General features: G+C 63.8%; 25 protein-coding genes. 15 read left to right on the forward strand and 10 right to left on the reverse strand.

Annotation, left to right across the window (positions count from 1 at the left end; translation table 11 throughout):
• The first annotated feature begins 32 nt into the window (after window positions 1-32).
• Window positions 33-383, forward strand: a complete 351-nt coding sequence (locus AC0NID_RS08135) for a DUF1304 domain-containing protein (RefSeq protein ID WP_473452511.1) — start codon at window positions 33-35, stop codon at window positions 381-383.
• A 126-nt stretch (window positions 384-509) separates the two neighbouring features.
• On the opposite strand, the gene AC0NID_RS08140 is transcribed toward AC0NID_RS08135, so the two are convergent.
• From AC0NID_RS08140 to AC0NID_RS08175, 8 genes are all read right to left on the reverse strand, one after another.
• Complete coding sequence (locus AC0NID_RS08140; protein WP_473452513.1) at window positions 510-746, reverse strand: hypothetical protein; 237 nt, start codon at window positions 744-746, stop codon at window positions 510-512.
• A 483-nt stretch (window positions 747-1,229) separates the two neighbouring features.
• The gene (locus tag AC0NID_RS08145) at window positions 1,230-2,261 is read right to left on the reverse strand and encodes a peptidoglycan -binding protein (RefSeq protein ID WP_473452515.1); all 1,032 of its coding nucleotides are present in this window, start codon (window positions 2,259-2,261) and stop codon (window positions 1,230-1,232) included.
• Between the two features lies 1 nt (window position 2,262).
• Complete coding sequence (locus AC0NID_RS08150; protein WP_473452517.1) at window positions 2,263-3,288, reverse strand: MotA/TolQ/ExbB proton channel family protein; 1,026 nt, start codon at window positions 3,286-3,288, stop codon at window positions 2,263-2,265.
• 318 nt (window positions 3,289-3,606) lie between these two features.
• On the reverse strand, window positions 3,607-4,296 hold the full coding sequence (gene trhA / locus AC0NID_RS08155) for a PAQR family membrane homeostasis protein TrhA (RefSeq protein ID WP_473452519.1): 690 nt from the start codon (window positions 4,294-4,296) through the stop codon (window positions 3,607-3,609).
• Between the two features lie 96 nt (window positions 4,297-4,392).
• Complete coding sequence (locus AC0NID_RS08160) at window positions 4,393-5,193, reverse strand: inositol monophosphatase family protein (protein WP_473452521.1); 801 nt, start codon at window positions 5,191-5,193, stop codon at window positions 4,393-4,395.
• A 40-nt stretch (window positions 5,194-5,233) separates the two neighbouring features.
• Window positions 5,234-5,800: an elongation factor P gene (gene efp / locus AC0NID_RS08165; RefSeq protein ID WP_473452523.1), complete on the reverse strand. Its 567-nt coding sequence runs from the start codon at window positions 5,798-5,800 to the stop codon at window positions 5,234-5,236.
• Between the two features lie 98 nt (window positions 5,801-5,898).
• Complete coding sequence (locus AC0NID_RS08170) at window positions 5,899-6,930, reverse strand: tetratricopeptide repeat protein (protein ID WP_473452525.1); 1,032 nt, start codon at window positions 6,928-6,930, stop codon at window positions 5,899-5,901.
• A 1-nt stretch (window position 6,931) separates the two neighbouring features.
• Window positions 6,932-7,579, reverse strand: a complete 648-nt coding sequence (locus AC0NID_RS08175) for a thiamine phosphate synthase (protein WP_473452527.1) — start codon at window positions 7,577-7,579, stop codon at window positions 6,932-6,934.
• Between the two features lie 216 nt (window positions 7,580-7,795).
• Between AC0NID_RS08175 and AC0NID_RS08180 the strand changes: the two genes are divergently transcribed.
• Window positions 7,796-8,566 (forward strand): sulfite exporter TauE/SafE family protein, encoded by a 771-nt coding sequence (locus tag AC0NID_RS08180; protein ID WP_473452529.1) that lies wholly within the window; start codon window positions 7,796-7,798, stop codon window positions 8,564-8,566.
• A gap of 159 nt (window positions 8,567-8,725) precedes the next feature.
• On the opposite strand, the gene AC0NID_RS08185 is transcribed toward AC0NID_RS08180, so the two are convergent.
• On the reverse strand, window positions 8,726-9,277 hold the full coding sequence (locus AC0NID_RS08185) for a DUF2269 family protein (RefSeq protein ID WP_473452531.1): 552 nt from the start codon (window positions 9,275-9,277) through the stop codon (window positions 8,726-8,728).
• A 618-nt stretch (window positions 9,278-9,895) separates the two neighbouring features.
• Here AC0NID_RS08185 and rcdA point away from each other — a divergent pair.
• The 5 genes from rcdA to AC0NID_RS08210 all read left to right on the forward strand — a co-directional run bounded on the left by rcdA (window position 9,896) and on the right by AC0NID_RS08210 (window position 13,765).
• Window positions 9,896-10,426: a protease adaptor protein RcdA gene (rcdA, locus tag AC0NID_RS08190; protein ID WP_473452533.1), complete on the forward strand. Its 531-nt coding sequence runs from the start codon at window positions 9,896-9,898 to the stop codon at window positions 10,424-10,426.
• Between the two features lie 87 nt (window positions 10,427-10,513).
• The gene (gene ruvC / locus AC0NID_RS08195) at window positions 10,514-11,023 is read left to right on the forward strand and encodes a crossover junction endodeoxyribonuclease RuvC (RefSeq protein ID WP_473452535.1); all 510 of its coding nucleotides are present in this window, start codon (window positions 10,514-10,516) and stop codon (window positions 11,021-11,023) included.
• Between the two features lie 10 nt (window positions 11,024-11,033).
• Window positions 11,034-11,654: a Holliday junction branch migration protein RuvA gene (gene ruvA / locus AC0NID_RS08200; RefSeq protein WP_473452537.1), complete on the forward strand. Its 621-nt coding sequence runs from the start codon at window positions 11,034-11,036 to the stop codon at window positions 11,652-11,654.
• A 43-nt stretch (window positions 11,655-11,697) separates the two neighbouring features.
• Complete coding sequence (gene ruvB / locus AC0NID_RS08205; RefSeq protein WP_473452539.1) at window positions 11,698-12,735, forward strand: Holliday junction branch migration DNA helicase RuvB; 1,038 nt, start codon at window positions 11,698-11,700, stop codon at window positions 12,733-12,735.
• 121 nt (window positions 12,736-12,856) lie between these two features.
• Complete coding sequence (locus AC0NID_RS08210) at window positions 12,857-13,765, forward strand: metallophosphoesterase (RefSeq protein WP_473452541.1); 909 nt, start codon at window positions 12,857-12,859, stop codon at window positions 13,763-13,765.
• Window positions 13,766-13,771: 6 nt separating this feature from the next.
• Here the strand turns inward: AC0NID_RS08210 and AC0NID_RS08215 are convergent, their stop codons facing one another.
• On the reverse strand, window positions 13,772-15,022 hold the full coding sequence (locus AC0NID_RS08215) for a glycoside hydrolase family 5 protein (RefSeq protein WP_473452543.1): 1,251 nt from the start codon (window positions 15,020-15,022) through the stop codon (window positions 13,772-13,774).
• A 133-nt stretch (window positions 15,023-15,155) separates the two neighbouring features.
• Between AC0NID_RS08215 and ybgC the strand changes: the two genes are divergently transcribed.
• The 8 genes from ybgC (at window position 15,156) to tilS (ending at window position 23,236) form a co-directional block, all read left to right on the forward strand.
• Window positions 15,156-15,629 carry a tol-pal system-associated acyl-CoA thioesterase gene (gene ybgC, locus AC0NID_RS08220; RefSeq protein ID WP_473452545.1) on the forward strand — a complete coding sequence of 158 codons (474 nt, stop codon included), beginning with the start codon at window positions 15,156-15,158 and terminating at the stop codon, window positions 15,627-15,629.
• A gap of 306 nt (window positions 15,630-15,935) precedes the next feature.
• Window positions 15,936-16,646: a protein TolQ gene (gene tolQ / locus AC0NID_RS08225; protein ID WP_473452546.1), complete on the forward strand. Its 711-nt coding sequence runs from the start codon at window positions 15,936-15,938 to the stop codon at window positions 16,644-16,646.
• Between the two features lie 11 nt (window positions 16,647-16,657).
• Window positions 16,658-17,110 carry a protein TolR gene (tolR, locus tag AC0NID_RS08230; protein ID WP_473452548.1) on the forward strand — a complete coding sequence of 151 codons (453 nt, stop codon included), beginning with the start codon at window positions 16,658-16,660 and terminating at the stop codon, window positions 17,108-17,110.
• 7 nt (window positions 17,111-17,117) lie between these two features.
• Window positions 17,118-18,275, forward strand: a complete 1,158-nt coding sequence (locus tag AC0NID_RS08235; RefSeq protein ID WP_473452550.1) for an energy transducer TonB family protein — start codon at window positions 17,118-17,120, stop codon at window positions 18,273-18,275.
• Between the two features lie 67 nt (window positions 18,276-18,342).
• Window positions 18,343-19,626 (forward strand): Tol-Pal system beta propeller repeat protein TolB, encoded by a 1,284-nt coding sequence (gene tolB, locus AC0NID_RS08240; RefSeq protein ID WP_473452677.1) that lies wholly within the window; start codon window positions 18,343-18,345, stop codon window positions 19,624-19,626.
• Window positions 19,627-19,910: 284 nt separating this feature from the next.
• Window positions 19,911-20,417 carry a peptidoglycan-associated lipoprotein Pal gene (pal, locus tag AC0NID_RS08245; protein WP_473452552.1) on the forward strand — a complete coding sequence of 169 codons (507 nt, stop codon included), beginning with the start codon at window positions 19,911-19,913 and terminating at the stop codon, window positions 20,415-20,417.
• Between the two features lie 187 nt (window positions 20,418-20,604).
• Window positions 20,605-21,699, forward strand: a complete 1,095-nt coding sequence (ybgF, locus tag AC0NID_RS08250) for a tol-pal system protein YbgF (protein ID WP_473452554.1) — start codon at window positions 20,605-20,607, stop codon at window positions 21,697-21,699.
• Between the two features lie 58 nt (window positions 21,700-21,757).
• Window positions 21,758-23,236: a tRNA lysidine(34) synthetase TilS gene (gene tilS, locus AC0NID_RS08255; RefSeq protein WP_473522231.1), complete on the forward strand. Its 1,479-nt coding sequence runs from the start codon at window positions 21,758-21,760 to the stop codon at window positions 23,234-23,236.
• The last annotated feature ends 116 nt before the right edge of the window (window positions 23,237-23,352 follow it).

Below are 23,352 nucleotides of genomic sequence, written 5' to 3' on the forward strand. Positions count from 1 at the left end.
GGCGGCGCAAGGCCGTGACGGGGAGACGAAGCATGATCGCCAATGTGCTGGTTGGATTGGTGGCCCTGATCCACCTCTACATCGTCTATCTGGAGATGGTGCTGTGGGACACGCCGCGCGGCCACAAGGCGTTCAAGCTGACGCCGGAATTCGCCAGCGCAACCAAGGTGCTTGCCGCCAACCAGGGGCTCTACAACGGCTTTCTCGCCGCCGGGCTGATCTGGGGGCTCTACCTCGGCGAGGCCGGTTTCCAGGTCAAGATCTTCTTCCTGCTCTGCGTCGCCATCGCCGGCCTCTACGGCGCAGCGACGGTCGGCAGAAGGATCCTGTTCATCCAGACCGTGCCGGCGGTGGTGGCGCTAATCGCGCTCGCGTTGAACTAGCTTCTTTTTTAGCATCGCTTTTTCCTGGGCGCATGACCCCCAACCGAAGGTCCGGAAGGGGCCATGCCAAAAGTGCTGCAGCGGCCTTGCGTGCCGACAGGACGCACGCGCCGTTATGAATGATTTTCAGCGGTGTGGATGATTTGGGCCGTAACCGTTTGGGTGCCCGCCATCGCCGCCGCTGCCGATGAGGAAGGTGCTGCCAGTGGTGACCCGCGGCTTTTGGCTCACATCGTCGAGCTGCTGCAGCAACTGCCGATATTGCGTGGCCGGCATCATTCCGTTTCGCGCGGCCCTGTGGGCGGCCTGGTCGAGTTGAACGACCTGCGTATGCAAATCACGCGCCTCGTCGGGCTGGATCACGTTTGCCTGCGTCGCGGCTCGTATACCCGTATCCAGGCTTTCTATCTGATTGATCAAGCCTGTCTCACGCGGGCCGTATACGGAGGTCGATGCGGCGTAGGCGCCAGCAAACGGAACGGTGACGAGAAGTGCGGCGAGCGTTGCAGTCCTGAAAGCCTTGGGCCCGATTGGGCCTGGGGGCTTTGGGCTTGAGGGCCTTGAGCTTGAGGGTCTTGCGCTTGAGGGTCTTGCGCCTGAGGGTCTTGAAAGAGCGCATGGATGCGTCTCCTTTTACTGGGGAAGGCAGCGATTGGGACGCCCGCCTTCCTGCCGTGGGCCGTCCGGTTCCGTCGCGTCGCGATGGACGATTCCACCGCCGGCGGTTCTCGGCCCGGTGACAGAACTAGGGGCGCTTCTCGGCAAAGTGTAATCAAAAAAGGTAATCTTTTCAGGCCTTGCCAGCCTGTACTGGCGCCCTACATGCGGCCGCTTCGAGCCGGCCGATCAGCGCTCGGTCAGTTTCAGCTCGATACGGCGGTTCTTGTTGCGCGCGTCTTCGGTGTCGGCGGGGTCGAGCGGCTGGAATTCGCCGAAGCCGGCCGCAACCAGCCGGTTGGCCGGCACGCCGTTCTCGATCAGGAACTTCACCACCGAGGTCGAGCGCGCCGTCGACAATTCCCAATTGTCGCGGTAGCGGCCGGTGCCCGACAGCGGCTTGTCGTCGGTGTGACCGTCGACGCGCAGCACCCAGTTGATCTCCGGCGGGATCTCCTTCTGCAGGTCGATGATGGCGTCGGCGAGCTTCTTCATCTCGACCTTGCCGGCGTCGTTGATCACTTCGGAGCCGGTCGGGAAAAGCACTTCCGACTGGAAGACGAAGCGGTCGCCGACGATGCGGATGTTCTCGCGGTCGGCGAGGATTTCGCGTAAGCGCCCGAAGAAGTCGGACCGATAGCGGTTCAGTTCCTGCACGCGTTGCGCCAGCGCGACGTTCAGGCGGCGGCCCAGATCGGCGATCTTGGTGTTGGATTCGCGATCGCGCGCTTCAGACACGTTGAGCGCTTCTTCGAGCGCTCCGATCTGCCTGCGCAGCGCCGAGATCTGCTGGTTGAGGATTTCGACCTGGCTCAGCGCCTGCTGGCTGATCTGGCGCTGGTTGTCGAGTTCGCCGGAAAGTGCCGTGGCGCGCTGGTTGGCCGCGTCGCCGGCGCCGGCGCCTTGCGCCAGCAATTGCTCGAGCCGGCTCTTTTCCGCCTCCGATGCCGACAGCGACGCCTGCAAATTGGCGAGCGAATCTTCCTTGTCCTGCGTCGTCGAGCGTTCCAGTGCCAGAAGCTGGGTCAGTTCGTTGATCTGCGAATTGAGGCGGTTGAGCACCGTGTCCTTGCCGGAGATTTCGCGGCCGAGCAGGAACTGCGCCAGCACGAAGACCGTCAGCAGGAACATGATTGCGAGCAGCAGCGTCGACAGCGCGTCGACGAAGCCCGGCCAGTAATCGATGCGGCGATCTGCACGCCGGCTCCTGGCGAGAGCCATGCTAATGAACTCCAGGCTTCTTCAGGGCGTCGGCGATCTTCTCCAGCGTGCTGCGCATCGCCTTCTGCTCGTCCGACTGGGCCTCGACCCAGTCGCGCATGATCTGCTGCTCCGAGCGCATGTTCTTGACCAGGCCCGAAATGCCGTCGGCAAGATTGGCCATGGCCGTGGCGACGCGTGGATTGGCGCCGCCGCCATTCTCCTGCATGCTGCGCAGTTTTTCCGACAGGACGCGGATCTCGTCGGAGGATTCGGCCTTGACCGGTTCGGCAACGACGATGTCGGACGACAGGTCGGTGACCGAGGACAGCCAGTTTTCGAGCTCGGTATAAAAACGTGTCTGGGCGCGGCCAGCCTGCAGGTCGAGGAACCCGAGCACCAGGGACCCGGACAGGCCGAACAGCGAGGACGAGAAGGCGGTGCCCATGCCGGCCAGCGGCGCGGAAAGTCCCTGCTTCAGCGATTCGAGCACGGCGGCGGCATCGCCTGTGCCGGGATCGAGCGACTCGATGGTTTCGCGGATCGAGCCGATCGTGTTGAGCAGGCCCCAGAAAGTGCCGAGCAGGCCAAGGAAGACCAGCAGCCCGACAAGATAGCGCGAGGTATCGCGGCTTTCGTCGAGGCGGGTGGCGATCGAATCGAGCATGGTGCGCATCGAGCTGGTCGAGAAGGCGATCGTCGACGAGCGGCCGATCATCGCCTTCATCGGCGCCAGCAGCACCGGCTCGGTGGTTTCGGAGCCGGCCCGAAAGGAGTTGACCCAGCGCACTTCGCGAAACAGCCGGCCGACCTGCACGAAGGCCAGCAGGATACCGACCACAAGCACGCCGATGATCAGGCCGTTGAGACCGGGATTGGTGGCGAAGGCGGTCGAGATCTGACGGGTCAGGATGGCGGCGATGAAGGCGACGATCATCAGGAAGATGACCATGGTCAGGAGAAAGACCTGCGGGCTCGACAATTTGTGCGGATCATACATCAGAACGTCGGAGCGCCTGCCCATGCCGAAGGATTTGAAAAAAGCCATTCGTGCCCCGTTTCCGATGCCGCTGCCGCCAAATCACGTTTGACGGCGACTCTAAACGCAATTGTGACGAAATTGAATGGCGCTTGGCAATATTGCCAGGGCAATCGGGTGAACCGATTGCCCTACTTTCCTTGCTGCCTCAAACGCCGGCGGTCGCATCCGCGCCCTTGGCTTCACGCGCCAAAAGGCGCGACGGCCGGTCGGCCTTGCCATTTTCGCTTTGCGAAAATGGTTGCCGCCGCCGGTGCGCGGGCAGGAAGCAGGACTTTTTTCCTTCGCCCGATTGCCTTGGTAGTATTGCCAACTGTATCACTGGCGTCAGAGCCGGTTGATGACCAGGCAGTCGACCATGGCGGCCAGATGCAGGCTGGCGCCGGTGACGACAAAGCCGTGCCACAGCGCATTGTGGAAGCGCAGGCCCTTCCAGGCAAAGAAGATGACGCCGCAGGAGTAGACGATGCCGCCGGCAACGATCAGCGCGATCGATGTCGTCGGCAGCGTCTGGACGAGCGGCTCGACCAGGACGATGCCGCTCCAGCCGATGGCGAGATAGAAAACGATTGCCAGCCGGTCGAAGCGGCCGGGAAGCAGCACCTTGATGGCGATGCCGATCGCTGCGGCAACCCAGACCAGGATGATCATCGAGACGGCCAGCGGCGAGCCGTCGAGCTGGGCCAGGAAGGGCGTGTAGGTCGCGGCCATCAGCAGATAGATAGCGGCATGGTCGAAGCGCCGCAAAATCCACTTGGCCGGCGATACCGGCCACAGATTGTAGGCCAGCGACACCGACAGCACGCTGAGCAGCGAAACCACGTAGAAAGCGGCGGCGACATATTCGCCCGGACCGGTATGGAAGGCGGCCAGCGCCAGCAGAGCCGAGCCGGCGGCGATGGCGAGCACGATGCCCACCGCATGGACGATACCGTCGGCAATCATTTCGGCGCGCGAATAGTGCCAGCGCCCCATGAAGGGGATTTCGATCTGGGATTCGGGCCTGTTGTTCGTCATGAATGATCCTGCACCCCCTATCTGGGCGGATGCCGGACAGTATTTCAAGCTTTGGTTGCGGTTTTGCGACTGCGGCGGTTCAGCGCGCCAAGTTGATCAGCGTGGGGGCACCGGCTTTTTCACCGTCTTCAGCAGCGCACGCTGGATAATCTCGTTGCCGGCGACGACCGAGCCGCCATCCAACATGTTCTGTCCGCCGGCGAAGTCGGAGACGAAGCCGCCCGCCTCGCGGATCAGCAGGAGGCCGGCGGCGATGTCCCAGGCCGACAGATCGGTTTCCCAGAACCCGTCCATGCGGCCGGCAGCGACATAGGCGAGATCGAGCGAAGCAGAGCCGAGGCGGCGCACGCCCGAGACCTCGGCCATCACATTGCGCAGCTCGACAAGAAAGTTGCCGTGCTGGCCACGCCCGAGATGCGGCACGCCGCAGCCGATCACCGCATCGATCAGCTTGGTACGGCCGGCGACGCGCAGCCGGCGGTCGTTCATGAAGGCGCCGCCACCACGCTCGGCGGTGTAGAGCTCGTCCATTGCCGGATTGTAGATGACGCCGGCGACGATCTGGCCCTGGCGCTCCAGCGCGATCGAGATGGCGAAGAGCGGAATGCCGTGCAGGAAATTGGTGGTGCCGTCGAGCGGATCGACGATCCAGCGGTGCTGGCCGTCGTCGCCTTCGACCACGCCGCGCTCCTCCATCAGGAAGGCGTATCCCGGGCGCGCCTTCGACAGTTCGGTGAAGAGGATGTCCTCGGCCTTGCGGTCTGCCTGGCTGACATAGTCGCCCGGCCCCTTCATCGAGACCTGCAGGTTCTGCACTTCGCCGAAATCGCGCGATAGCGAGCGGCCGGCCTTCATGGCGGCCTGGACCATGACGTTGAGGATCGCGGAACGCGCCATTGTGTTCTTCCTGCTGCGCTTCTTCCTGCTGCCGGGCGCCTTAGTCGGCGCGGCGCACGTAAGTGATTTCGTTGGTATCGACGATGATGCGCTCGCCCGAACCGATGAAGGGCGGCACCAGCACGCGGATGCCGTTCTCCAGTATCGCCGGCTTGTAGGACGAGGCCGCGGTCTGGCCCTTGACCACCGGGTCGGCCTCGGTGATGGTCAGCGTCACCTGGTCGGGCAACGAAATGCCGATCGGCCTTTCGTCATAAAGCTGGACCGTCACCATCATGCCGTCCTGCAGGAAGGCGGCGCGGTCGCCGACGAAGTCCTTTTGCAATTCAAGCTGCTCGTAGCTTTCGGTATCCATGAACACCAGCGCTTGGTCCTGCTCGTAGAGGAAGGAGAAATCCTTCATCTCCAGCCGGATCTGTTCGACGGTTTCGGCGGAACGGAAACGTTCGTTGAGCTTGGTGCCGTTGATCAGGTTCTTCAGCTCGACCTGGTTGTAGGCGCCGCCCTTGCCGGGCTTGACGGTGTTGGTCCTGACCGCCACCCAGAGGCCGCCATCATGCTCGATAACGTTGCCGGGACGGATTTCGTTGCCATTGATCTTGGCCATGATGATGCAATCCGGAATGAGATTTTCGCGATGAAAGCGATTTGGCGCCTCCAAGACCACAAATCGCCAGGAGAGGCAAGGGAGCGAGCCGCGGTGCGTTACGGCAGGCGGTTGGCCCGCTGCAGCGCCTGTTTGATCTGGTCCTCGGTCAGACCCTGCAGAAAATCGTCCATTTGCGGATCGATAAGCCCGGCGCGGCGGGCGACGGTGTACCAGGCGCCGGCAAGGATCGGGTCCGGATCGGTGCCGATGCCGCCCATGTAAAGCTTGGCGAGGCGGTTCTGGGCGGCGACATTGCCACCCTCGGCGGCCTGCTTCATCCAGCCGAAGCCAGACTTCAGGTCGCGGGCGCCGCCGCGTCCTTCGATCATCCAGGCGGCGAGATCGATCTGTGCCGTGTCGTAATTCTGCCGTGCTGCCTGCGCCAGCAAGCCTCGGGCCTGGGCATCGTCCCGCGGCGTGCCGCCGACGCCATTGGCATAGATCTGCGCCATTGCGTATTGCGCGTCGGCAAGGCCGGTCGCGGCGGCGCGCTGATAGTAAGACACGGCCTTTGCGATGCCGGCATCGCCCGCATCCTGCTTGACCAGCAGCTGCGCGAAGTTGAAAAGCGCCAGGCGGTTGCCGGCCTCGGCGGCGGCCTGCATCAGAGCGTAGGCCGCCTTTTCATCCTTCTTGACGTAGCGGCCGTCGAGCAGCATCAGCGCATATTGGAACTGCGATTCCGGTATGCCCTGCTCGGCGGCGAGCGCGTACCATTTCGCCGCCTCCGCCGCATTGACCGGCATGCCAAGGCCGCGCGACAAGATCTCGGCGACCAGTGTCTGCGCCGCTGGATCGCCGTTCTGGGCGCGGATCAAAGCGAGGTTGTAGGCCGTCTTGTAAAGGCCGCGCTGGAAGGCGCCATAGGCAGAATCCGACGGCTTTGCACCGAAGCGGTCGGGATTGATGGCATCGGCCGACGGCAACGGCGCAGTGGTGGCGGGCTGCGGCAGCGGCGTGGCGATCGGCTTGTCCGTCTGCGTGTCGGTGCCGGGCTTGGGTTGCGGCAACGGGACGGTTTCCGCGACGGCGGCATTCACCGTGAGTACCGCAAGGAAGACACTGAAAAGGATTGTCCGCGCCGGCACGTCAATCCTCGAAACGCGGCGCGGTTTCGTCGAGCATCGCATTGGCGCTGGCGACTGCCATCTTTGGGTCGACGCCGTCGGCGAAGACGGCGCTGGACAGCGCCACGAATTCGGCGCCGGTGGCTGCCACCGCTTCCACCGAGGCGAGGTCGGATCCGGCCATCACGATGCAAGGGATCTGGATCACATCCGCCCACCATTGTCCCAGCGCCAGGTTGCGTGGGTGAGGTTCCGGCTTGTTGTCGTAGCCGAAGCGGCCGAAGAAGATGTAGTCGGGCCTGACCTCGCCGAGTTCCAGCGTGTCGTCGCGGGTCTTGGCGCCACCGGCGCCGACCATGATCTTTCCCTGGAAGCGCTCGATCGTCTCGGCGAGTTCGGCCTTGCCGGCCTCGACATGGATGCCGTCGGACTGGACGCGGCCGGCGATGCGGGTGTCGCCGGCAATGACGACAGCGACGCCCGCCGCTTGCGCCGCCGGCACGATCTGCTCGGCGAAGGTCTGGAAGGAGGCTTCGTCCATGCCGTTCTCAGGCAAGATGAGCGAGGCGACGTCGCCGCCCTCGAATGCCGCGCCGATGCGCTCAGCCGACACGCCGGGCGGCGCGATCAGCACGATGCGGCAGCGATTTGGAGGCGTAGCGTCGTTCATTGGCTTTCGATCCCGGTTTCCGCCTATGCCGAGCGAAGATGGTTGCATTGCGGCATAGAGCAAAGTGCCTGCCTTGAACAGGCGGGCGGGATCATTGTGACGGGCCTTGGCGCCTGGTCGCTTCGATCGGCCGATCGTGCGCATATTTGCAGTCGCGGGCGCGAAGGTTTATCGGCTGTTCCAGTCAACACGGGTTCCCTCCAATTGCTTCCTCCGATGTCAGGCCTCCTCCTCGATCCGTGGTTCTATGCCGCGGCCATTCCAGCCGTCATCCTGGTCGGTCTGTCCAAGGGCGGCTTTGGCGGTGCGGTCGGCTTCGTCGGCGTGCCGCTGATGGCGCTTGCCATGCCGCCGGTGCAGGCCGCCGCCATCCTGCTGCCGATACTGTGCCTGATGGACATCGTCTCGGTGTGGACATGGCGGGGTGTCTACGATCGCAAGATGCTTACGGACATGATGCCGGGGGCGGTGATCGGCATCGGCCTCGGCTGGCTGACCGCGGCGCTGGTGACAGCGGAAATGGTGCGGCTGATCGTCGGCGCCGTGGCCATTATCTTCGTGCTTCGCTGGGTCTACCTACAGATGCGGCACGGTGCGAACCACTCAGCCGAGCCCAACCGCGCGGCTGCCGCTTTCTGGGGGACGGTCGCCGGATTCACCAGCTTCGTCGCCCATGTCGGAGGCCCACCCTTTCAGGTCTATGCGCTGCCGATCCGGCTCGATCCGAAAGTGCTGTCGGGCACCGCCGCAATCTTCTTTGCCGCCACCAACGCATTGAAGCTCATCCCCTATTTTGCGCTGGGACAGTTCGACACCACCAACCTGACCGCGTCGGCGGTTCTGCTGCCGCTGGCGCCGCTCTCGACCATTGCCGGCGCCTGGCTGGTGCGACGGATGCGGCCGGAACTGTTCTATCCATTCACCTACGCGACCGTGGCGGTCGTTGCGGTCAAGCTTCTGTGGGACGGGATCGCCGGCCTCCTGTAGATCGTCGCCCATTGAAGCTGCCGGCGGCCGAGCGGCTAGAGCATTTTGTAGCCAAGTGGAATCGTTTGGCGTCGCAGAAATGCGGCTAAAACAAATAGATAGAGCGGATGCCCCAGTTCAGTTTGAACGCACTCCGCTCTATCAGCTTCGCCGCGGACTTCAGGCGGCACTCGGCACCAACCGGCGCGCCCCGCCAAGGGCGAGAGCAATTCCAGTGGCCAGGACCAGCGCCATGCAGGCCAGGGTAGTGACATCGTTCAGCGTCGGCTTCAGCACCATGTCGGCGATGATCACCAGCATCACCGAATAGTCGAGGCGTGCGGCGCCGAGGATGCGCTGGCCCTGGGCGAGGGCCGCCGGCGTCACGCCGTCCTTGGCGATCATGCCCGCCATGCGGTCGGCTGTCGGCTTGAAGATGAACATGCCGATGCAGAAGGTCGTCGCATAGCCGACAAGGCCGATCAGGATCCACAAGTCGGAGAGGCCGACCCAGAACCAGCACATGATCAGCCCGAAGGCGAGCGTCAGCATCGACATCGGCGCGAAGAACCTGTTGCCCAGCTCGCCGGTGGCGCGCATGGCCTGCAGCATGCCTTCGATATTTCCGGCGCGGTCGGCGCGTACGGCAAGCACCATAAGTATGAACCCGCCGCCGACCCAGAGGGTCGCCGAGACGATATGCAGAAATTTGATGATCGAGTACCAGTCCATAGTTCCCCATCCCTTGGAGTCTTGACGATTTATGAGCGGCGCAGATTTGCTCCGCCTCGCTGCGAGGAGTGGGCGTTTAGCGCGGCGCCTGTTTCGGAACGATGTCGCGTGGGAGGCAGGTTTGTTTCGGCGTCCTGCGAATGCGGCCGGAAGGCATCATAGAGCGACTGAACGAGTACGCCGCGCTGATGTCGGGGACCGGCGGCGGATCGACCGCGTGAACTCAACCCATCACGCTGCGGGGAGTGGAAGAACATCTGTGCTGTTACGGCACAGGCAGGCGGCGCTCGATCAAAAAATATCCGCACCGTTAAGACTCCATTAAGCTTTACGGGCGTTTACTATGCGCATCCAGTGATCTGGATTCTTACCGAGTGGTTGGAGCCACTTTGTTTGACGCCTCCCTGTTAAACTCCTGAGAGCCGCCTTATCCGCGGCTCTTTTTTTGTCCGCGATTCCGAGTTGCCCGGCGTCGGCGCCGCCGTTAACCGTTTGTTAAACATGTGCTTGCCTTCACCGGCTCCGAAGCGCATTTTCAAGCTCCAGTCATATAGGCTACAGGCGTGACGGCGATGCCGCCGAATCGGCCGGCTGTAAGGCAAGTCCAGGGGCGTATCGATGAACGAGTCTTCGAAGGGAAGCGCGAAAACCGTCAAGCTGGCGGAGCGCCGGGTTTTCTCCCAATCCTTCAAGCCACTCTACCAGGAAGGCATGGGCCTGGTCGAGCAGGCGGCCGAATATCTGGACGGCAAGGGCCGGGTCGAGGCAAAGAAACTGTCCAGGCTGGCGGCGACACTTTACGCGGCTGAGTCGATGCGGCTGACCACGAGGCTGATGCAAGTCGCTTCCTGGCTGCTTTTGCAGCGCGCGGCGAACTCCGGCGAGATGACCCGCGATCAGGTGGCTTCCGAAAAATCCAAGGTGCGTCTCGACACCGCTTCCGCCAACAACGATGCCGCAGGCTGGGTCGAACTGCCCAAGGATTTTCTCGACCTCGTCGACCGCTCGCTGCGTCTGCAGGCGCTGGTGCGCCGCATGGACGAGGAAATCTATGGCAACGCCGTGGCGGACGTGCCCTCATCCGGCCGCCGCGTCAATCCGGTTTCCGACCAGATCACGCTGCTCAATACGGCTTTCGCCCGCGGTTGACAGCGTGCCCGGGACGTAGCGGGGTATCCGTTTCTGGTTTGTTCACATTTCGCTGGCATCGCTCTCCGCCAAGGGTAGACTTGGCGAATGGGGGAAGCGATTCGCATCATCGGCATCGATCCGGGACTGAGGCGCACCGGCTGGGGCATCGTCGAGAGCCTCGGCAATTCGCTGCACTTCGTGGCCTCCGGCACTGTGCGCTCCGACGACAAGGCGGCGCTGGCGACGCGCCTCTGCCAGTTGCATGATGGGCTCAGGGATATCCTGCATGCCGCCATGCCGCACGAGGCGGCGGTCGAGCAGACTTTCGTCAACAAGGATGCGGCAGCGACGCTGAAGCTTGGCCAGGCGCGCGGCATCGCCATGCTGGTGCCGGCGCGGGCAGGTCTGGTCGTTGCCGAATATGCGCCCAACGCCGTCAAGAAGGCGGTGATCGGCGTTGGCCACGGCGACAAGAAGCAGATCCACATGATGGTCAAGGTGCTGATGCCGAAGGCGACTTTCGACACCGACGATGCCGCCGACGCGCTGGCCATAGCCATCTGCCACGCGCATCACCGGCAGAGCGTTGCCTATAGGATCGCGGCGCTGGCATGAGGGATCACGCATGATCGGCAAGCTCAAAGGCACACTCGATGAGATCGACGAGGATTTCTGCATCATCGACGTGCACGGCGTCGGCTATGTCGCTCACTGCTCGGCGCGCACGCTTGCCGCTCTGCCGGCACCCGGCGAGGCGGTGGTGCTGTTCATCGAGACCTATGTGCGCGAGGACATGCTGCGGCTATACGGTTTTCAGTCGGTGCTGGAGCGCGAGTGGTTCCGGCTGCTGATGAACAACGTGCAGGGCGTCGGCGCCAAGGTGGCGCTGGCCATCCTGTCGACGCTGGCGCCCGCCGATCTCGCCAATGCCATCGCGCTGCGTGATATCGCCATGGTCAGCCGCGCGCCGGGCGTCGGCAAGAAGGTGGCCGAGCGCATCGTCACCGAACTGAAGAACAAGGCGCCGGCCTATGCAGGCACTGCCTCGGGCACCATCAGCCTGAAGCAGGAACTCGGCGAGGGCGTCGCGCCGGCGCCGATCACCGACGCCGTCTCGGCGCTGGTCAATCTCGGCTATTCGCGCGACATCGCCGCCAATGCGGTCGCCGCGGCGATGAAGACGGCGGGCGAGGGCGCGGACGCGTCGAAACTGATCCGCTTCGGGCTGAAGGAGCTGGCGCGGTGAGACCTCGCTTGTCCGGTTCCCTGCCATATGCAAGGAAGGCGGGATGAGCCTTTCCCCCCGCCTCATTGCTCCCGACAAGCGCGGCGAGGACGCCGAGCAGACCTTGCGGCCGCAGACGCTTGGCGATTTCGTCGGCCAGGCGGCGGTGCGGGCCAATCTCAAAGTGTTCATCGAAGCCGCCAAGGGTCGCAGCGAGGCGCTCGACCATGTGCTGTTCGTTGGCCCGCCCGGCCTCGGCAAGACGACGCTGGCGCAGATCATGGCCCGCGAGCTCGGCGTCAATTTCCGTTCGACCTCAGGTCCGGTCATCGCCAAGGCCGGCGATCTCGCGGCACTGCTCACCAATCTCGAGGACCGCGACGTGCTGTTCATCGACGAGATCCACCGGCTCAACCCGGCTGTCGAGGAAATCCTCTATCCGGCGATGGAGGATTTCCAGCTCGACCTGATCATCGGCGAAGGGCCGGCGGCACGCTCGGTCAAGATCGACCTTGCCCGTTTTACCCTCGTCGCGGCCACAACCCGGCTCGGTCTCTTGACCAATCCGCTACGCGACCGTTTCGGCATTCCGGTCCGTCTTAATTTCTATTCCGTCGAGGAACTGGAGCAGATCGTTCGACGCGGCGCCCGCATTCTTGCCATGCCGCTCGGCGACGACGGCGCGCTGGAGATCGCGCGGCGCGCGCGCGGCACGCCGCGCATCGCCGGCCGGCTGTTGCGCCGCGTGCGCGACTTCGCCTCCGTCGCCGGCGACGGTCATGTCGATCGGCTGATCGCTGACGAGGCGTTGACGCGGCTCGAAGTCGACGCGCTCGGCCTCGATGCGCTCGACCGCCGCTATCTGTCGATGATCGCGCGGAATTTTGGCGGCGGGCCGGTCGGCATCGAGACGATCGCGGCGGGGCTTTCCGAGCCGCGCGACGCCATCGAGGACATTATCGAGCCCTATCTGATCCAGCAGGGTTTCATCCAGCGCACGCCGCGCGGCCGCGCGCTGACCGCCAATGCCTGGCGGCATCTCGGCCTCGACGCGCCGAAGGACCTGGCACAGCAGCAGATCAGCCTGTTCCAGGAAGAATAGCGTCGCGCGACGCTTCGTTCCTGCGCAAAATCTCCTAATCGTGGTCAGCTTGCCGGCGCATTTGCGGTCTCTAACGCTTCGCGCTGTGGGGCCGTCGATCCCACGAACGACGGAGCTGAGCTTGATCACCAGACGTGGCTTTCTGCGCCTCATCGGCGGTTCGTTCTTGTCGGCCGTGTCGCTCGGCGCTTATGCGGTCGGCATCGAGCCGATGCTGCTGACCCACGTGAAGCGCTATTCATTGACTCCGGCAAACTGGCCTGCAGGATTGCGGCTTCGCGTTGTCGCTCTCGCCGACATTCATGCTTGCCGGCCATGGATGACGCCGGAGCGGATTAGGTCGCTTGCCGAACGGGCGAACACCTTGCAGCCGGATCTGGTTGTCCTGCTTGGAGACTATGCAGCCGGCACGCGCCTGGTTACGGACTGGGTGGGTTCCTCCGAATGGGCGCCTGCCTTATCCGGCCTGAAGGCGCCGCTCGGCGTGTGGTCGATCCTTGGCAATCACGACTGGTGGGAGGATCTTTCCGCGCAAAGGGCCGGGGCTGGGCCAACGCTGGCGCGCAGGGCGCTCGAGCGTGCCGGCATCCCGGTGCTGGAAAACGATGTCGTCCGCCTGGACAAGGACGGGCACGGCTTCTGGGTCGCCGGACTTGCGGACCAACTTGCGCTGCGGCCGGGCAGAGCCTGGGGGCGCAGCGGATTCAAGGGATTGGATGATCTGCATGGCACGCTGGCAAAGGTGAGCGACCAAGCCCCCGTAATTCTGCTCGCACATGAGCCGGACATATTCCCGAAGGTCCCATCACGGGTGTCGCTGACCCTTTCGGGCCACACCCATGGCGGACAGGTGCGGCTGCTCGGCTATTCTCCGGTCGTGCCATCCGGCTTCGGCAACCGTTTTGCCTATGGCCACGTCGTCGAGCGCAACCGCAACCTGATCGTTTCCGGAGGGCTCGGCTTCAGCATTCTGCCGGTGCGTTTTGGCATGCGCCCAGAAATTCTCTCGATTGAACTGGGTTCAGCCTGAACCGCTTCAATGAAGTGACTTGATTGCGTCCATCACTTCCGGCTCGGCCTTTTCGCCGTTAAAGGCGTCGACGACGCCGAAGGCGCCGCCATGGCTCCAGACCGACCATGAGAAGCCGTGCGCTTCGGCGCGCGCGATCATGTCGCTCACATAGGCGGCGCGGTATTCGGCCGGCATCACATAGGCATTGCCGTATTCCTGGCGGATCATGCCGAACTCGCCCAGTGTGATGTTTTCGGGCTTTATCCCATTGGCCTTCGCCCAGGTTGCGACAGTCTTGAACGGCGCGTCCATGACAGCGAGCAGCTTTCCGTCCGTGTCCATGCTGGCGACCTGTTCGTCAAGGTAGGCGAGCAGGCCGTTCCGCCGCGCCCATGGCGCCTCGGCCTTGATCCGGGCGCGGATCGTGTCGAGCGTCACGTCGAGCTCTGCACGCGGTACGGCGGTGAGCGGATAGGGCAGGCCGGTGACATAGGGGATGAAATCGCCGGCCCAGGTCGCGCCCTGATGGGTGAGCAGGAACGGATCATAGGAGTGAAAGGTCCAGATGATGTTGTCGTCCGGGATCGCCTTCGGATCGATCTTTGCCAGCGATGCCGCATTGGAGTAGCAGGCGCCGGTCAGGATCAGGGTGAGCTTGGTGGCCGATGCACGCGCCGCCGCGAACAGTCTCTGCTGGCGCTCCGGCCAGAGGCCGGCGCCGTCGGTGTCGCAGTCGACGATCGGCTCGTTCATCGGCTCGAAGGCGACTTGACGCGGATCCTCATCGGCCAGCGTGCGCGCCATCTTGCGCACCACCTCGACATAGGCCTCGAAGGTTTGCGGGTCATCCATCACCTCGCCCATGCCGATCTTGCGGCTGCCGCCGCTGGGGATCAGATGCATGTCGACGACCGCTTTCAGTCCGGCGCGGTTGATCATGCGCACCGAGTCCAGCACGCTGGCATAGAGTTCGTCGCGCAGCGTCAGCGCCTGCTCCGACAGGAAAGGCGACGGGTCGACCGGCATGCGCAGGAAATCGAAGCCGGCGCTCCTAAGCGCCTTGAGGTCGTCGTCGTTGAGGAACTTGCGCCATTCCGGATAGGGCAATATCGCGTGCGGGTCGCCCCATTTGTCCTCGCCTGGCCATGTCGTCCATTGGTCAAGATTGAGGCCCCGCTTCATCGAAAAACTCGCTGCCTGGCCCTGCAGCGCCAGCGCGGCCAGCACAAGCAGCGCCGCCATCAAGGTCTTGATCATCGCCGTCAACAGTGCCATCGGGTTCGTGCGCCAAGCTGATGCGTGCCGCCCAAAAGCGTGTAGCGGCTCTGGGACAACGACACGCACGGAAACGACTGCCTCAAGCGCGTCGCGCTTTAGGTGCCCGGTCAGGCCGAAAAAGGAAAGCGCAATGGACGATCATGGTGAATCGGCGACGCTCCGCGCCGGGCTTTCCGGCGCGCTGACGGAATTCGGCCATCGGCTGATGGCGCGGGTCTATTATGCCGACACCGACTTCTCCGGCGTCGTCTATCACGCGCGCTATCTCGAATTCTTCGAACGCGGCCGTTCCGACTATCTCAGGCTTGCCGGCGTCCATCACACCGAACTTGCCGAGGGCAAGCATGGCGAAAGAATTGTCTGGGTGGTGCGGCGCATGGAGATCGACTTCCGCGGATCCGCCCGCATGGACGACATCTTGACCATCGAGACGCGAACCGAGGACATTTCCGGCGCGCGCATTTTCATGGCGCAGCAGTTGAAGCGCGGCAGCGAGGTGCTGGTCGAGGCGCGGGTCGAGGCGGCCATCATCGGCGAGAACGGCCGGCCAAGACGTTTTCCGAAGGAATGGGTTGCGGCCTTCATGCCGAAGGCAAATGGGTAACGTCTCCCAGCGTCGCTGACCCGGCGCTGTCCGCTTCGATAGCGGGTGACGATTCGCCGGGCGGCTCGCCCGGGGCGCGGCAATGCGTCGCGCCGTACGTCCTAACTCATCCTTAACCATAACAGTTCATGAAGAGATCGGTGAAGATTGGCGGAATCCAGCGCCTTCCTTTCACCAATATTTGCTCCGAAAAGGCCGCCAACGGTGCATTTTGGGGTTATTCTGCAAGCCTTGCGCGAACGGACCACAAGGGACGCCCATGGGCCAACCGTCAGCCATGCCCCGGAAAATCTTAAGGACGTAACCATGGAAAACATCGCACTCGCCGAACCGGGCGCGCATTTGTCAGTTTGGGCACTGTTCATGCAGGCCGGCTGGGTCGTCAAGCTGGTCATGATCGGGTTGCTTTGCGCCTCGATCTGGACCTGGGCGATCATCGTCGACAAGCTCGTCGCCTATGGCCGCATGCGGCTTGCGCTCAATCGCTTCGAACAGGTGTTCTGGTCGGGGCAGTCGCTCGAGGAGCTCTACCGCACGCTGGCCGACCGCAAGACGTCAGGCATGGGCGCCATCTTCGTCGCCGCCATGCGCGAATGGAAGAAGAGCTTCGAGAAGGGTGCGAAATCGCCGCTCGGCTTGCAGACCCGCATCGACAAGGCAATGGACCTGGCGCTGACCCGCGAGATGGAACGGCTGGAAGGACGGCTTGGTTTTCTCGCCACCACCGGCTCCGCGGCGCCCTTCATCGGCCTGTTCGGCACCGTGATCGGCATCATGACCTCGTTCCAGGCGATCGCCGCATCCAAGAACACCAGCCTGTCGGTGGTCGCACCCGGCATCGCCGAAGCGCTGCTGGCCACGGCAATAGGCCTGCTCGCGGCCATCCCCGCCGTCATCGCCTACAACAAGCTGTCATCGGACGCGAACAAGATCGCCATGCGCATGGAGGGCTTTGCCGACGAGTTCTCCGCCATACTCTCGCGCCAAATCGATGAAAAAGTAGCGCCTAAGGCCTGAGGAGCAACGAGATGGGTATGTCCGTAGGCATGGCGGGGCGCGGCGGGCGCGGCCACAGGCGGCGTGGCCGCCATCATGCGCTGATATCGGAAATCAACGTCACGCCGATGGTCGACGTGATGCTGGTGCTGTTGATCATCTTCATGGTCGCGGCACCCCTGCTGACGGTCGGCGTGCCGATCGACCTGCCGGACACGCAGGCCAAGGCGATGAATGTCGACACGCAGCCGATCACCGTTTCGATCAACTCCACCGGCCAGATCTATCTCCAGGAAACCGAGATCCCGATCGAGGAGCTGGTGGCGAAGCTGCAGGCGATTTCGAAGACCGGCTACGATGAGCGCATCTTCATCCGCGGCGACAGATCGACGGACTACGGCACGGCGATGAAGGTGATGGCCCGCATCTCGGCCGCTGGCTACAAGAACATCGGCCTCGTTTCACTGCAGGAACAGGATCAATAGACGCAAGATGAGGACCGGCCTCACCACATCGGTGATCTTGCATACGGTGGCGATTGCCTTCGGGCTGTTCACGCTGTCCTCGCCGCCTGCCATGCCCGCGTCCGACGCTGAATCGGTGTCGGTCGATATCGTGCCCATGGAGGCGATGGCGCAGGTTCTGCAGGGCGACAAGAAAGCCGTGGTGCATGAAAAGCCGGCGCCGACGCCGACCAAGCGACCGGATATCGTTCCCGATGCCCAGAAGGTCGGCGAGAACAGCGTCGATACGGAAAAGCCGATAACGCCGGAAGCCAAGCCGAAGCCGGTCGATCTGGCTGAGGCGCCGCCACCTGCGCCAACCCCGGTCGAAAAGCCGAAGCACGAGGACGTGCCGAAGCCGAAAGAGCAGCCCAAGCCTGTTCCGGCGACCGAGGTCGCGCCGGTCCCGCAGCCGAAGGAAGAGGTGAAGCCCGAGCCGGTCAAGCAGGCGGAGCCAAAACCGACACCGGCCAAGGAGCCGGAGCCGGCCCCGCCGCAGGACAAGACCGCCGCCATCGACCCGCAGCCGGAGGTCAAGCCCGACGCCGTGGCCGAGGCCATTGCCCAGGAGCCGCCAACCGAGGAGACGCAGCTTCCGGATTCGGCGCCGGCGCCGCAGGCGCGACCGAAGCCGCAACCGGCTCAGGCCGAAAGCGCCAAGGCGCCGGAGCGCAAGAACGCCGACAAGCCGGTCAAGGAAGCCTCGTCCAGGCCCAAGTCGGATGACAAGCAATTCAACGCCGACGAGATTTCCGCGCTGCTCGACAAGCAGAAACCATCCGGCGGCGGCGCCAAGCGCTCGACCCAGCAGGCATCGCTCGGCGGCGACAAGGATCAGGGCCAGAAGCTTTCGAGATCGGAGCAGGGGGCATTGGAGGCCCAGCTTGGCGGTTGCTGGACACTGCCGGCAGGACTCGAGGGTTCCGAGAATTTCATAGTCGTAGTCCGGTTCAACCTGGACGCCTCAGGCAAGCTCGACGGACGGCCATCCGTAGAAAAGTCCAGCGGGAATCGTCCGTTTGACGAAAGTGCAGTTCGCGCGGTTCAGAAATGCGATGTCGCCGGCCTGCAGGTTCCCGCAGGCAAACAAGACATCTGGGCCGATGTTCGGGTCACTTTCGATCCGAGGGAGATGCTCGGCCTGTAGGCCTGGCGCACGTAGTATCATTGAAGAGAAGCGAGAAGACATGAAATCCATCCTCAAGCCGCTCCTGATGATCGCAGCGATGGCGCTGGGCATGACTGCCGCCGCCACCTTGCCGGCGCGGGCGCTCGTTGAGCTCAACGTCAACAAAGGCAATGTCGAGCCGCTGCCGATCGCCATCACCGATTTCCAGGGCGGCGATGCGCTGGGCGCGGAGATTTCCGGCATCGTCAGCGCAGACCTGAAGCGCTCCGGCCTGTTCGCACCGATCGACAAGAGCGCCTTCATCGAGAAGATCTCGAACCCGGATGCGACGCCGCGCTTCGAAGACTGGAAGGTGATCAATGCGCAAGCGCTGGTGACCGGCAGCGTCAGCAAGGAGGCCGACGGCCGCGTCCGCGCCCAGTACAGGCTGTGGGACACCTTTGCCGGCCAGCAGATGTCCGGCGAGCAGTTCTTCGCCAACGACGCCAATACGAGGCGCGTCGCCCATATCATCGCCGACGCCATCTATGAACGGCTGACCGGCGAGAAGGGCTATTTCGACACGCGCGTCGTCTTCATCGACGAATCGGGCGCCAAGAATGCGCGCAAGAAGCGCCTTGCCATCATGGACCAGGATGGCGCTAACGTCCGCTATCTGTCGGATGGAAGGTCGATCGTGCTGACCCCGCGTTTCTCGCCAAACCGGCAGGAAATCACCTACATGTCCTACGAAAGCGGCCAGCCGCGGGTCTATCTCTTGCAGATCGAGACCGGGCAGCGCGAATTGGTCGGCAACTTCCCCGGCATGACCTTTGCGCCGCGCTTTTCGCCCGACGGTCAGAAGGTGATCATGAGCCTGCTGCGCGAGGACGGCAATTCCAACATCTTCGCCATGGACCTGAGAAGCCGCTCGACGACCAGGCTCACCAATTCGACGGCGATCGACACCTCGCCGTCCTATTCGCCGGATGGCAGCAAGGTGGTGTTCACCTCCGACCGCGGCGGCCGCGCGCAGATCTACGTGATGGGCGCCGACGGTTCGGGCCAGACCCGTATCTCCTTCGGCGACGGTGTCTATTCGACGCCGGTGTGGTCGCCGCGCGGCGATCTCATCGCCTTCACCAAGCAGACCGCCGGCGAATTCCAGATCGGCGTCATGCGCATCGACGGTTCGGGTGAGCGCATCCTTTCGACAGGCTTCCAGCAGGAGGGGCCGACCTGGGCTCCCAACGGCCGGGTGCTGATGTTCTTCCGCGATTCAGCCGGCGGGCCGAAGCTCGTTTCGGTCGATCTCACCGGCCGCAACGAACAACCGATCCCGACCGCGAATTTCGCGTCGGACCCGGCATGGTCCCCGTTGCTGGAATAGCGCGAGTATAGGATGTTCTAATTGAGTATCCTTTGCTTTAGTTGCAGGCTTGCAACGGTGGCGGATAAGCCGCGCTTTCGGCCTGTTTTCATGCCTTAGTCGCGTTTTAGCCGCATTTCCGCCTACGGTCCGCGCGCATTGTGGCCCCTTGGGTGGCCCTCTGGCAAAACGGCTGCGGACGGCAGCCGGAACCAAATCTTAACCGTGTTTCTTGAATGCCGGTTAACCCAAACGTGGTTACTGGAGGATCAATGAAATCACTCGAATTGCGAAGGAGAGGCGGCATGGGCCGTATCGCAGCACTTACCAGAAGCCCGGTGATGATTGCACTGGTGGCGTTGCTCGCCATCGCCGGTTGCGCTTCGAAGAAGACCCCGAACAGCGCCGCCGATCTCGGCCTTAGCGGCGCCGGGGCGGCAACGCCCGGATCGGCCCAGGACTTCACCGTCAACATCGGCGACCGCATCTTCTTCGACACGGATTCGTCCTCGATCCGCGCCGACGCGCAGACGACGCTTTCGCGCCAGGCGCAGTGGCTGAACCAGTACGGGCAGTATGCCATCGTCATCGAAGGCCATGCCGACGAGCGCGGCACACGCGAATACAACCTGGCGCTCGGCGCCCGCCGTGCGGCCGCCACCCGCGACTTCCTCGTCGCCAGGGGTGTTGCCGCCCAGCGCCTGAAGACCATTTCCTACGGCAAGGAGCGTCCGGTCGCGGTCTGCGACGACATCTCCTGCTGGTCGCAGAACCGTCGCGCCGTCACCACGCTCAGCGGCGCCGGTTCTTGATCGGCAGAAATGCAACACATATGTGCGAAAGGCGGCTGCGGCCGCCTTTTTCATGTCCGGAGCCCGGATATGAGCCTTGAAACAAAATTTGGCCGAAGTCCTGCGTCCTGCTAAGAGCCGAGTAGCCTGACGGTCCATCCTGATCGGAAGGCGCGCAACAGGCCAACAATTTCACGGCGAGAGGCACATGCATTTCAGATCGGTCTTGAGCGGCACGCTTGCGCTGCTGCTCCTAACAAGCATCGTCGCCCCGGCAAGCGGCACCGAGCAACCGTCGAAAGGCGGTCTTTCCTTCCATTTGCCCAAGATCAACCTGCCCGGCGTTTTCGGTGAAAAGTCCAGCGAGAAGCCGGATCAGGTTCAATTCGCGCAGGACGGCACCAGCGCTACGGCTCTTCAGGAGCAGCTCCGGCAGATGAACGGCAGGATCGAAGAGCTCAATTTCCAGGTTTTGCAGATGCAGGAGCAGATCCGCAAACAGCAGGAAGACAACGAGTTCCGCTTCCAGCAATTGGAGGGCGGTTCGCAAGGCGCGCAGCAACCTGGCGAGCAGAAGAAGTCGGACGCCACCACCGAGACCGAGAGCAGCGTCGCCGAGGCCCCGGCGACGCACGCGCCGGCCGATGCGGGCATACCGCCTGACGCCGGCCAGGAGGTCATCGTCGAATCGCCGACAGGCGAGCCCGGCACGGTCATCCAGGGCGCGCCGCCAAAGACGTTCGGTACCATCACCGTCGACAAGAACGGCAACGTTGTCGACTCCGACGGCAACACGCAAGCGCATGCACCGGCGAACAGCACCGACCCCATCCCCGGCGACCAAGCCACCGACGGCCAAGCCACTGGGACGCAGACCGGCAAGCCCGACGACACGGTGGTCGCGGCGCTGCCCGCCACCGACGACCCGGAGGAGCTTTACCGCAACTCCTACCAGTTCATCCTGTCGGGCGACTACAACATCGCCGAACAGGGCTTTCGCGACCACATCGCCCGCTACCCCAGGGACGCCAAGGCGGCGGACGCGCATTACTGGCTGGGTGAGTCGCTGCTGGGCCAGCAGAAATACCGCGACGCGGCCGAGACTTTCCTGGCGGCCAGCAAGGACTATCCGAAGGCCAAGAAGGCCCCCGACATGCTGCTGAAGCTCGGTGTGTCGCTGGTCGGACTGAACCAGCGCGACGTGGCCTGCGCCACTTTCGGCGAGATCGGCAAGCGCTATCCCAACGTTTCGGGCGCGCTCAAGGAACGCGTCAAGCAGGAAAGGGCGCTCGCGGCGTGCTAGTTTTGCTCTTGCATGTCATTGCCCCAAAACCGAGCCCACTTTTGGGCGACATGCATTGATGCTCGAGACCGAGCCTAAGGTTTCGGATTTTTCGCAGATCGACTTTACCAACGGCGCTGTTGCGGCCGTATCCGGCGGAAGCGACTCGACCGCCCTTCTCCTTCTCCTCAAAGACCATCTCGACTGTACCGCGCCGGCAACGAAATTGCTGGCTGTGACGATCGATCATGGTTTGCGTCCGGGCGCGGCAGCGGAAGCGCAAGACGTGGCTAGGCTTTGCGCCGGGCACGGCATTGCCCATCGCATCCTGGTCTGGTCCGGACGCAAGCCGTTGACCGGCCTGCCGGCCGCCGCGCGAGAGGCACGCTACCGGCTGCTGGCCGAGGCAGCGCGGGCGGAAGGCATTGGCCTGATCCTGACCGGCCACACTGCCGACGACCAGGCCGAGACCGTGCTGATGCGGCAAGTCCGCGACGATGGCGCCCGCGACGGGGGGCGAGGCCTTGCCGGCATGGCGCCCGCAACCCTTTACGACTGGCGGATCTGGATCGCACGGCCGCTTCTCGGCACACGGCGTGCGGCGCTGCGCGACGTCCTGCGGCGCGCAAATGTCGGCTGGGCCGAAGACCCGACCAACGAAGACGAGGCTTTCGAGCGGCCGCGCATGCGCGCAGCACTGGCCGATGGCAATGGTGCGCAGCGCATGGAGGACGCGCTGGCGCTGGCCGCGCGGGCCGCGGTCGAGCGCGAACAGCTTGGCCATCGCGCGGCGGCGCTGATCCGCGGCTTCGCCAGTAAGCCGGCCGACGGCCTTGTCCGCCTCGATCCGGGCATTGCGGCGGCCGGCTACGAGCCGGCGGCCGTCTATGCGCTGCGCATCCTGCTGGCGACTGTCGGCGGCGTTGCCTTTCTGCCCGACCAGGCTCGCGGCGAGGCGCTTTTCGAACGGCTGAGGGCGGGGCTGTCTTCCGCCCCCCATCTGGCGCCCCCCCCATCTGGAGCCCCCCCATCTGGCGCCACCCCATTTTGCGCGAGCCCGTTTTGCGCCACATTGTCGCGGACGGTGGTCGATGCGCGGCGTGCCGGCATCTTCCTGCGCCGCGAAACCCGCAACCTGCCGCCCGCGGCTCCGGCCGTGGACAATGCCCTCTGGGACGGTCGCTGGAGGATCACATTGGGCGACAAGCCCGGTGCATTTTTGATCGCGCCGCTCGGCACGGCTCGTGCCGCAAAACGGGCAATTGCTGAAGACGGCACGCCGCCAAGCCTTGTGCGAGCCGCCCTGGCGGCCGAGCCGGCGTTGTGGCGCTCAAGCGAATACCCTGGCGAATACCCTGGCGAATACCCTGGCGAATACCTTGGCGAATGCCTTGGTCTGGTGCAGGACAGTCCGGTCTCGACACGAACATGTGCGGTTGTTGCGCCCTTCGCCCGCTTCCTGCCGTCCTTCGATCTGGCGCCGGCCAGGACTGTCGCCGCGCTGATCGGCGCGCCGCTCGTTCCAGCCGTGCCTTTCGGCGGCCACACTGCCGGTTGATCATGGGCGAAAGCTTAACCGCGACATGCTGTTCTGCTTGGCAAGGGAGGGCGCCATCCCTATGTTAGACCCAAGTTTCCTCTCACGACGCGTGTCCGCCAGCGGGCGCCAACGGG

This window comes from Mesorhizobium sp. WSM4821, assembly GCF_055901555.1.

What these genes read in the sequence shown, in the direction of transcription:
- AC0NID_RS08135 (WP_473452511.1), top strand. Translation starts at nt 33, where the DNA reads ATGATCGCCAATGTGCTGGTTGGATTGGTGGCCCTGATCCACCTCTAC.
- AC0NID_RS08145 (WP_473452515.1), bottom strand. Translation starts at nt 2,261, where the DNA reads ATGGCTCTCGCCAGGAGCCGGCGTGCAGATCGCCGCATCGATTACTGG.
- AC0NID_RS08150 (WP_473452517.1), bottom strand. Translation starts at nt 3,288, where the DNA reads ATGGCTTTTTTCAAATCCTTCGGCATGGGCAGGCGCTCCGACGTTCTG.
- trhA (WP_473452519.1), bottom strand. Translation starts at nt 4,296, where the DNA reads ATGACGAACAACAGGCCCGAATCCCAGATCGAAATCCCCTTCATGGGG.
- AC0NID_RS08160 (WP_473452521.1), bottom strand. Translation starts at nt 5,193, where the DNA reads ATGGCGCGTTCCGCGATCCTCAACGTCATGGTCCAGGCCGCCATGAAG.
- efp (WP_473452523.1), bottom strand. Translation starts at nt 5,800, where the DNA reads ATGGCCAAGATCAATGGCAACGAAATCCGTCCCGGCAACGTTATCGAG.
- AC0NID_RS08175 (WP_473452527.1), bottom strand. Translation starts at nt 7,579, where the DNA reads ATGAACGACGCTACGCCTCCAAATCGCTGCCGCATCGTGCTGATCGCG.
- AC0NID_RS08180 (WP_473452529.1), top strand. Translation starts at nt 7,796, where the DNA reads ATGTCAGGCCTCCTCCTCGATCCGTGGTTCTATGCCGCGGCCATTCCA.
- AC0NID_RS08185 (WP_473452531.1), bottom strand. Translation starts at nt 9,277, where the DNA reads ATGGACTGGTACTCGATCATCAAATTTCTGCATATCGTCTCGGCGACC.
- rcdA (WP_473452533.1), top strand. Translation starts at nt 9,896, where the DNA reads ATGAACGAGTCTTCGAAGGGAAGCGCGAAAACCGTCAAGCTGGCGGAG.
- ruvC (WP_473452535.1), top strand. Translation starts at nt 10,514, where the DNA reads ATGGGGGAAGCGATTCGCATCATCGGCATCGATCCGGGACTGAGGCGC.
- ruvA (WP_473452537.1), top strand. Translation starts at nt 11,034, where the DNA reads ATGATCGGCAAGCTCAAAGGCACACTCGATGAGATCGACGAGGATTTC.
- ruvB (WP_473452539.1), top strand. Translation starts at nt 11,698, where the DNA reads ATGAGCCTTTCCCCCCGCCTCATTGCTCCCGACAAGCGCGGCGAGGAC.
- AC0NID_RS08215 (WP_473452543.1), bottom strand. Translation starts at nt 15,022, where the DNA reads ATGGCACTGTTGACGGCGATGATCAAGACCTTGATGGCGGCGCTGCTT.
- ybgC (WP_473452545.1), top strand. Translation starts at nt 15,156, where the DNA reads ATGGACGATCATGGTGAATCGGCGACGCTCCGCGCCGGGCTTTCCGGC.
- tolQ (WP_473452546.1), top strand. Translation starts at nt 15,936, where the DNA reads ATGGAAAACATCGCACTCGCCGAACCGGGCGCGCATTTGTCAGTTTGG.
- tolR (WP_473452548.1), top strand. Translation starts at nt 16,658, where the DNA reads ATGGGTATGTCCGTAGGCATGGCGGGGCGCGGCGGGCGCGGCCACAGG.
- AC0NID_RS08235 (WP_473452550.1), top strand. Translation starts at nt 17,118, where the DNA reads ATGAGGACCGGCCTCACCACATCGGTGATCTTGCATACGGTGGCGATT.
- tolB (WP_473452677.1), top strand. Translation starts at nt 18,343, where the DNA reads ATGATCGCAGCGATGGCGCTGGGCATGACTGCCGCCGCCACCTTGCCG.
- pal (WP_473452552.1), top strand. Translation starts at nt 19,911, where the DNA reads ATGGGCCGTATCGCAGCACTTACCAGAAGCCCGGTGATGATTGCACTG.
- ybgF (WP_473452554.1), top strand. Translation starts at nt 20,605, where the DNA reads ATGCATTTCAGATCGGTCTTGAGCGGCACGCTTGCGCTGCTGCTCCTA.
- tilS (WP_473522231.1), top strand. Translation starts at nt 21,758, where the DNA reads ATGCTCGAGACCGAGCCTAAGGTTTCGGATTTTTCGCAGATCGACTTT.